Raw genomic sequence first — 8,895 nt, 5'->3', positions numbered from 1 at the left:
GTTCTATCTGCAACCTCAAAGCAGTGCTTTGAGCTGACTTTGTCAGTTCTATCTGCAACCTCAAAGCAGTGCTTTGAGCAGCCTGCAGCTAGTTTCCTAGTTTGCTCTTTGATTTTCATTGAGTATAAAATAAGCAAATCAGCAAGAAACCCACGACAAGATAATCCTGACGCGGGTTGTAGTTTCAACAAATGTCAATTGACCTGACTAGCAATCTGTAAGAGTGCCTTTTCAACAAGGAAACCTTTTTCATAGAGTCCTGTCTTAATCTGATAGTCTGTCTCAATCAAGTAGGAAATTACTTGCTTCAAAAAGCTCAAAGAAAGTCCTCTTGAATCTCTCAGCGCAAACTTGATTTGATAGGGATTAGGATTGCGTCCGAGAAAACTTCCTAGACTACTTGCAATCTGCGCTTCTGTTTGCCCAGACTCCGCCAAAATCTTCACCTGAGTAAAAGTCCGAAATTGTCCTAGCATGACTGCAATCAGTTTGATTTCATCTTCACCTTGCAAGGTCAAATCTCTAACCAAATCGCGCGCCTGATCCATCTTTTTAGTCAGAATAAACTGAGTTAAATCAAAAATATTGTCCTGTAAGGTCTTGGGAATTGCGTTAACAATATCCTCTTCCTCGATAACAGAGTCTTCCTTATAGGACTGTAAAAAGAGGAGATTTTTCTGGATTTCGCTAAATTGAAAACCCGACTTGACGAGAAGATTTTCAAAAGAATTATTGGTAAACTGCAGACCTTCTTTCTGGCTCCACTTTTGGAAATACTGGCGTAATTCTTGTTCTTTGGCTTCTACTGCATCAAAGACCTTGGCATCACGCTTAAGTAATTTTACCAGCCGTCTTTTGCTATCCAGCTTTCCTTCCGCAAAGATCAACAACTTGGTTGTTAGTGAAGGGTTATCAAGGTATTCCTCAAACGACTTGAGTTCATCATCTGTTAAAAAGCGTTTCTTGGCTGTTGTGATATCTACAAAATGGTCTAATATCACGATTTTCTCATCCGCAAAGAAAGGAAGGCTGACTAACTCCAGTTCCACATCCTTGTAGACCACTTCTTTCATATCAAAGTAGGCAAAGTTGAGGTCAGCAGAATCATAGCCAATCTGTTTCAATACTTGACTCTTCATCACTTCAAACTGACCCTGATCTGTCCCTGTAAAAAGGCTCAGGCTAGGTAAATTTGATAAAGTCAACTTCTGACTCTCTTCAATGGCTAGCATCTTCTCTCCTTTCTTCTGATTTTTCGATTTAATTTAGTCAATATAGCGCAATTTCCCACGGAAATCTTCTAAGCTCTCGTATCCTTTTTCCGCCATGATTGCTTTTAGTTCATTGGTAATGCGGTCAAAGGCACCGACGCCTTCTTTGTGAAGGGTGGTTCCCACCTGCACCATACTCGCTCCACAGAGAATATGTTCAAAGGCATCACGACCAGTCAACACGCCACCTGTTCCAATGATTTGGATCTGGGGATTTAAGCGTTGATAAAAGGCGTGAACATTAGCTAAAGCAGTTGGTTTGATGTATTCTCCACCAATTCCACCAAAACCATTCTTAGGCCGAATAACGACAGATTCGTCTTCTATATAGAGGCCGTTTCCGATAGAGTTAACGCAGTTGACAAACTTGAGCGGATATTTGTTGAAAATAGCTGCCGCTTGGTCAAAGTGAACAATATCAAAATATGGTGGCAATTTAATTCCAAGAGGTTTGGTGAAGTAGGCAAATACTTCTGTCAAAATCCGGTCTGTTGTCTCAAAATCATAGGCAATCTGAGGTTTTTCTGGAACATTTGGACAGGAGAGGTTTAGCTCAGTCAGACCACGAAAATCACTCTCTTGGACTTTTTTCAAGATAGTATGGGTTTCCTCTGGAGACATACCGACTAGAGATAAGAAGAAAGTTCGGTTTGGCTCTTTTTCCTGTAAATCCAAAAGATAATCCAAATAGTAGTCTAAGCCCTTATTTGGCAAGCCCATAGAATTGATAGAACCAAGTGGGACATCTTGATAGCGTGGCTCAGGATTTCCCTGACGAAAGTCCAAGGTTGCTGTCTTAGTAACAAAGGTTCCTGCCGCTGAGTTTTTGACCTCTTCTAACTCCTCTATCGTCATACAAGCCACACCTGCTGCATTCATCAAGCAATTGTCAAACTCAAAACCAGCAATTTGTGTTTTCGTTGATACCATGATTCTAATCCTCCAGATTCTTTTTATTGCTAATATTATACCATAATTTTAATTCTAGGTTTACTAGATTCTGTGGTTCTATCTATTTATTCGGAAAAGAAAGTCTAGTGCAGAAGTCATGTTATGGAAACAGCTAGTGTATTGGAAGTTTGAACAAGACTTGGGTCACAGACTTTTGAATGAAATCCAAGCAACAAGGAGAAATCTCAACCATGAGTCCATTCCATGACTCTGTTGCTCTAGAAAACCTTGCAATAGTCAAGTGATAACGAATAAAACTTTGGATTGAAATATCTCCATGATTATCTATTACGAGGAGAAATCTCAACCTTTGGCATTTTTAAAGAAATACATGTAAATCTCTACTTTCGCAAAATGGATTTTCAGAACAGTATCCCAGTATAGTTAAAAACTATAAAAAAGAGAGGAAGTCCCCCTCTTAAGATTTTATTTGACTGCTTCTTTTAAAGCGTCTACCTTGTCCAAACGTTCCCATGGAAGGTCAATATCTGTACGTCCCATGTGTCCATAAGCTGCTGTTTGACGGTAAATTGGACGCTTGAGGTCCAGCATTTGGATAATTCCTGCAGGGCGAAGGTCAAAGATTTGACGGGCTGCTTTTTCAAGCTTGCTTTCAGCTACTGTTCCTGTACCGAAAGTATCGATACGAACAGAAACAGGTTGGGCAACACCGATAGCGTAGGCCAATTGAACTTCTGCCTTCTTAGCAAGACCGGCTGCAACGAAGTTCTTGGCAATATAGCGAGCTGCATATGAGGCAGAACGGTCCACCTTAGTCGCATCTTTACCAGAGAAGGCACCACCACCATGACGAGAGTAGCCACCATAAGTATCTACAATAATCTTACGACCAGTCAAACCTGAGTCCCCTTGAGGACCACCGATTACAAAACGACCTGTCGGATTGATAAAGAATTTTGTCTTATCATCGAGATAAGAAGATGGAATAACTTCTTTGATGACCTTGTCAATCACATCTTGATGGATTTGTTCATTAGTAGCCTCTGGATCATGCTGAGTAGAAATAACGACTGTATCTACACGTACCGGACGGTCATTTTCATCGTACTCAACTGTAACTTGTGATTTTGCATCTGGACGGAGATAGCTAATTTCTCCAGATTTACGAAATTCTGCCAGACGACGAACCAACTTGTGGCTGAGAGAAATTGGCAATGGCATGAGCTCTTCTGTTTCATCCACTGCAAATCCAAACATGAGCCCTTGGTCTCCAGCACCAATCAAATCAAGTGGATCTTGGTCTGCGTTCCCACGAACCTCCAAGGCTTCGTTAACACCTTGAGCAATATCTGGTGACTGCTCAACAAGTGACGGATGAACTCCCACCGTCTCAGCAGAAAATCCATATTCTGTATTGGTATAGCCAATCTCTGCAATGGTATCTCGAACCACACGGTTAATATCCACATAGGCATTTGTAGAAATTTCACCAAAAACGTGGACGGAACCAGTATAGACAGCTGTCTCAGCAGCAACGTGCGCCTCTGGATCCTCTGCTAAAATAGCATCCAAAATCGCATCTGAAATTTGGTCTGCAATCTTATCTGGATGCCCCTCAGATACAGATTCAGACGTGAATAATTTACGTTCTGACATAAAAATGTCCCCCCTTAAAAATAGTGTTATAGAGTTACAAAGTACTGGTAGGAAAACTCTTAGTGATAAATGCCTACCATCTTATCGGGACTATATAACTTTATCATTATACCATTTTTTAGCGCAATTTGCAGTCTTTAATGTGATATTTCGGTTTAGATAGTTCGTTCTCATAAAGCAAAAAGTTGGAGTTCAGTACTCCAACAATTTCTATTAAAATGTTTGGCGTTTCGCTTTACGCTCTGCACGACCGCGAGCGCGATTTTCAGCACGCTTGGTTTTGCGGCGCTTTTCATCAACCGCCCATTGAATTTTCTTCTTATAACCCGGTTTGACTTTTTTCTTTTTCTTTTTGACCAGACCAATCATTTCAATATCAAGCTTATCTTGCTTCTTCTCACGATTAGCACGACGATCACGGTCATAGGTATCTTGGAATTCTCCATCTTTGACCATCTTAGGAGTAAACTTGATTCCCAATTTCTCCAACTCACGGATATCCGAGTCATCACTTGGCTGATAAAGGGTAATGGCTGTGCCTGGTAGGCCATTTCTTCCAGTACGACCAACTCGATGAACAAAGAAGGACAAATCTTGCGGAATGGCATCATTGATGACATGGCTGACACCTTCAATGTCAATCCCACGCGCTGCCAAGTCTGTTGCGACAATGTACTCAAAATCCAGATTTTTCACCTGATTCATGATACGCTTGCGCTCACGAGGGGCAATATCCCCATGAATTTTTGCCACCTTCAAGCCTTGAGCAGTCAGGTAAGAATGCAATTCATCAGCACGCGTTTTAGTGTTAACAAAAATCATTGCCAAATACGGTTGCATCAACTGAGTCAACTGGTAAATTTGAGCATTCTTATCACGTCCCTTAGTAGAAATCAACCAATTATCAATGGTATCAGAAATGATCGTTTTGGTCTTGATTTTCTCCATAACTGGATTTGATAAGTATTTTTTCAAGAATGGTTGCAGTTTTTGCGGAATAGTCGCTGAGAAGACCATGAATTGCAAGTCTTTTGAAAGACTGCCAGCAATCTTATCAACAGTTTCCAAGAATCCCATATCCAAGGTCATGTCTGCTTCATCAACAACAAAGGTCTTGGCCTTGTGAATAGCCAAATCACCGGATTTAACCAAGTCGTAAATACGGCCTGGTGTTCCAATAACAATATGAGGCTGATTGCTTGCCAATTTCTCAACCTGACGAGCCTTATCCGTACCACCCACATAATTAACCACACGAACTTCCACGTCTGAGTGGGCAGCAATCTGACGGGCTGCTTGGTAAATTTGAGTAGCCAACTCACGACTCGGTGCAGTAATCACTGCCTGTACACTATCGCTAGCTTCATCTAATTGCTGGAAAATCGGTAACAAGAAAGTGTGAGTCTTACCTGAACCTGTTTTTGATTCTCCAACCAAATCTCTACCTGCCAAAACAATAGGAATCAATTTGTCTTGCACCTCTGTTGGAGCTGTAAATTTTAACTCCTCCAAGGCCTCTCTAATATAGTTTTTAAATTGAAATTTCGTAAATGACATAATATCCTCTATTCTATCTATCTTATCAATTATACCATATTTTATTCCATTACAGTAGTCTCACTTATTTAGGCTATTTCCAGTAGCTTCTCTAATAATAAAAAGGCTAGAATTTCATGGTTCCAACCTCTTTTCATACTCAATGAAAATCAAAGATCAAACTAGGAAACTAGCCGCAGGCTGTACTTGAGTACGGCAAGGCGACGTTGACGTGGTTTGAATTTGATTTTCGAAGAGTATCAGTTATTATTTCCAGTTTAAAATAGCACTCAAGCCATAGTGATCACTGACTTGCGGACTCTTGTTACCATCAAATACGACATGTAAATTTTCTACCTCTAACTCTTTGGTAGTAAAGACATAATCGATTCGAAGGGGTTCAGTGTTCCCTTTCCATCCATCTATTTCTGGTGGAACAGTATAGCTACCACTTTTCTCTTGAGCAACTTCAAAAGCGTCTTGTAAGCCTAATAGACTAGCTAAAATAGCTTGGTAGCCTTCCCGACCAGCTGGGTTGTTAAAATCTCCAGCGAGTAAAAGTGGCTTGTTCAATTCTTTCAAGACATCCTCAAATCGTGCCCATTCTTCTTGGAAGCCTTTATCCCACCAAGAAAGGTGGACACTTGCAACTGCAAGCTCCTTACCATCAACTACAGTTTCAGCCAAGGCAACACGGCGAGTATGATAGTCTGTTGGATCATCCACATCTGAAACCAAAATTTCTCTGGCTTCAATAGGTGTTTTAGACAAGATAGCCACACCTTCGTGGTAGCGATCATAACCGATATGGTTATAGGCCCAAGTCCAGTAGTAATTTTTCTCTTGCTCAGATAACTTTTCAACCAAGAGTCTAACATAGTGATCTTGGTGAATAGGCTCAGATGCTGGCAAAGGTTGATAAAGGTCATTGACCTCCACCTCTGGCGATGTGATCTCCTGATTGATTTCTTGGAAACAAATCAAATCATAGTCCTTTTCAAGAATATCCTCAAGCAAAATCTGGAATTTTTCCTCTGCTTCTTTTTCCATCCAACTGTGAGTATTGAGTGTTAAAAATTTCATGCTTTTCTCCCAAAATAAGAGGTTGGAATACAGCTTCCAACCTCAAGTATATTACAATTCTACTTTAGCAACTGCTGTTTTAGCTGCAAGAGAACCTGTTTTTTCTAATTTAACTGATTTAATTGCATCACCATTTGTGAAGACAACTACTGTTGAAGTTTCACGTCCTGCTGCACGGATAGCATCCAAGTCAGCTGTGACAAGAAGATCTCCTGCTGCAACTTTTTGTCCTTCAGCAACATGAACTGTAAATGGTTTACCTTCAAGACTTACTGTGTCCAAACCAATGTGAACCAATACTTCAAGACCTGCTTCAGTCACAATACCAAGAGCATGTTTTGTTGGGAAGATGCTTGATACAGTACCTGAAACTGGAGATACAATGTTTCCATTTGCAGGTTCTACTGCAAATCCATCACCCATCATTTTTTGAGCAAATACTGGATCTTTTACTTGTTCCAAAGCAATAACTTGACCGTCTGCTACTGAGTAAACTTCCTCAGTAAGACCTTTGAAGTGAACAGTGTTTTGTTGTGCTTCAGTCATTTGGCTTGGAAGAGTTTCAGGAATGATTTCACCTGAATCAAGGATATCTTGGATATCAGATTTCAATACGTCAGCTTTTGGTCCGTAGATAGCTTGAACCCCTTGTCCTTTCATGACAAGACCCATAGCTCCTTCTGCTTTCCATTGCTCTGCATTTCCTACTTTATCTGCATCTTTAACAGTTACACGAAGACGAGTCATACATGCGTCAACATCAACGATATTTGCACGTCCACCAAGAAGGTTGATGATGTTTACAGCTTGAGAGCCTGCTGCAACTTTCACTTCGCTACTAGATTCTTCTGAACCTTCAGCAGTTTCGTAGTTTCCGTTACGCCCTGGAGTTGCGTAGTTGAATTTTTGAATCATGAAGTTTGCGATAAAATACATGATTACGGCAAAGAGAACAGTTACCCAAACGAAGTTAATGATATCCATACCGATACCAGCACTGATTGCAATAGGTGTACGAGTCAAGAACTCGATTGAACCGAATGAGTGCATACGTAGGTTTACAACGTCAGCCATAGCGAAGGCAGCACCTTGAACAAGTGAGTAAACAAGATACATAGGTGTTGCAACGAACATGAACATGTATTCGATTGGTTCAGTAACCCCTGTCAAGAATGTTGCAAGAGCTGTCGCAATCATCATACCTTTGTATTTATGTTTCTTGTCAGTATCAACATTACGGTAGATAGCCACGATTACACCCATCAAGATACCGAATGACCCGATCATTTGTCCAACTTTGAAACGAGCTGGGTGAACAGTATCTAACAATTGTTGGTAGTGACTTGCATCTGTACCTTTAAGATTAACAAGGTCTGTTACCCATGCAAGCCATAGTGGGTCTTGACCAAATACTTGAGTACCTTTAGCTGCACCAGTTAAAATGTCATAAGTACCACCAAGAGCTGTGTAGTTCATTGGGATAGTCAACATGTGGTGAAGACCAAATGGCAAGAGCAAGCGTTCCAAAGTACCATACAAGAATGGTGCAAGGATTGGAGCAGTTTCTTGTGAGTTGGCAATCCAGATACCAAAGCTATTGATACCTGTTTGAACTACTGGCCAGAAAGCAGCAAGTACAATTGCAGCAATTATTGAACGAAGAATAACTACAAACGGTACAAAACGTTTTCCGTTAAAGAATGAAAGTGCATCAGGAAGCTTACGGAAGTTATAGTATTTATTGTAAGCAGTTGCTCCAATAAAACCAGAAATAATCCCTACGAATACACCCATGTTAAGTGCTGGGGCTTCCATAACACTAATGAAGTAATCAGCAACTTTGATTTGCCCACCCAATAGTGTTGAAACCATAGCATCTGGATTCTTCAACATGTCTCCTGATACACCAAAGATTGTACCAGTGATACGGTTGATTAGGATAAAGGCAAGACCTGCCGCAAACGCACCACCAGCACGTTCCTTAGCCCAGCTTCCTCCAATAGCGAGGGCAAACAAGATATGAAGGTTAACGATAACCCCCCAACCGATTTGCTCTAGGACACCACCAGTAATAACGAGTGGAGCAAAGTTAGGGTTAATCATCACGATAGACTTACCGATTGAAATCATCAAACCAGCAGCCGGCATAACCGCGATAACCACCATCAAAGCCTTACCGAATTTTTGCCAAAATTCGAAAGACAAGACATTTTTGAATGTATCTTTCATCATTCAAATCTCCTTTATTTTTATTTAGGCAAACGTTTTACGAAAACGTTTGCACCTTTTATGATTTAATTATACCACTTTAATTTTTTTTGTAAAGGCTTTTATTCAAAAAAATCCTCTTTTTTCAAAAATTTTCTAGGTGCTAAATTTCAAGTTCAAGTTAGCCATCAAGAAGTCTTCTCTGAGCGACTTCTTTATACTCTTCGAA

Annotated in this window: 6 protein-coding genes; all 6 read right to left on the bottom strand. The window is 40.5% G+C overall.

What is annotated here, in order from left to right; translation table 11 throughout:
* Window positions 1-194 precede the first annotated feature (194 nt).
* The 6 genes from holA to HT687_RS03735 all read right to left on the bottom strand — a co-directional run bounded on the left by holA (window position 195) and on the right by HT687_RS03735 (window position 8,690).
* The gene (gene holA / locus HT687_RS03760) at window positions 195-1,232 is read right to left on the bottom strand and encodes a DNA polymerase III subunit delta (protein ID WP_023935810.1); all 1,038 of its coding nucleotides are present in this window, start codon (window positions 1,230-1,232) and stop codon (window positions 195-197) included.
* A 33-nt stretch (window positions 1,233-1,265) separates the two neighbouring features.
* On the bottom strand, window positions 1,266-2,201 hold the full coding sequence (locus HT687_RS03755) for a dihydroorotate oxidase (RefSeq protein WP_023935809.1): 936 nt from the start codon (window positions 2,199-2,201) through the stop codon (window positions 1,266-1,268).
* 447 nt (window positions 2,202-2,648) lie between these two features.
* Entirely contained in the window at window positions 2,649-3,839 is a 1,191-nt protein-coding gene (gene metK, locus HT687_RS03750; protein WP_023935808.1) for a methionine adenosyltransferase, read from the bottom strand.
* Between the two features lie 213 nt (window positions 3,840-4,052).
* Window positions 4,053-5,396 carry a DEAD/DEAH box helicase gene (locus tag HT687_RS03745; protein WP_023935807.1) on the bottom strand — a complete coding sequence of 448 codons (1,344 nt, stop codon included), beginning with the start codon at window positions 5,394-5,396 and terminating at the stop codon, window positions 4,053-4,055.
* A gap of 246 nt (window positions 5,397-5,642) precedes the next feature.
* Window positions 5,643-6,458, bottom strand: a complete 816-nt coding sequence (locus tag HT687_RS03740) for an endonuclease/exonuclease/phosphatase family protein (RefSeq protein WP_023935806.1) — start codon at window positions 6,456-6,458, stop codon at window positions 5,643-5,645.
* 51 nt (window positions 6,459-6,509) lie between these two features.
* Complete coding sequence (locus tag HT687_RS03735) at window positions 6,510-8,690, bottom strand: PTS transporter subunit IIBC (protein ID WP_138701037.1); 2,181 nt, start codon at window positions 8,688-8,690, stop codon at window positions 6,510-6,512.
* Between the last annotated feature and the right edge of the window lie 205 nt (window positions 8,691-8,895).

The sequence above is a fragment of the Streptococcus sp. 1449 genome, assembly GCF_013276805.1.
Classification (GTDB): Bacteria; Bacillota; Bacilli; order Lactobacillales; family Streptococcaceae; genus Streptococcus; species Streptococcus pseudopneumoniae.
The sequence above is the reverse complement of the archived record's forward strand: the minus strand, read 5'-3'. Positions and strand labels throughout refer to the sequence as shown.

What these genes read in the sequence shown, in the direction of transcription:
- HT687_RS03755 (WP_023935809.1), bottom strand. Translation starts at nt 2,201, where the DNA reads ATGGTATCAACGAAAACACAAATTGCTGGTTTTGAGTTTGACAATTGC.
- holA (WP_023935810.1), bottom strand. Translation starts at nt 1,232, where the DNA reads ATGCTAGCCATTGAAGAGAGTCAGAAGTTGACTTTATCAAATTTACCT.
- HT687_RS03745 (WP_023935807.1), bottom strand. Translation starts at nt 5,396, where the DNA reads ATGTCATTTACGAAATTTCAATTTAAAAACTATATTAGAGAGGCCTTG.
- HT687_RS03735 (WP_138701037.1), bottom strand. Translation starts at nt 8,690, where the DNA reads ATGATGAAAGATACATTCAAAAATGTCTTGTCTTTCGAATTTTGGCAA.
- metK (WP_023935808.1), bottom strand. Translation starts at nt 3,839, where the DNA reads ATGTCAGAACGTAAATTATTCACGTCTGAATCTGTATCTGAGGGGCAT.
- HT687_RS03740 (WP_023935806.1), bottom strand. Translation starts at nt 6,458, where the DNA reads ATGAAATTTTTAACACTCAATACTCACAGTTGGATGGAAAAAGAAGCA.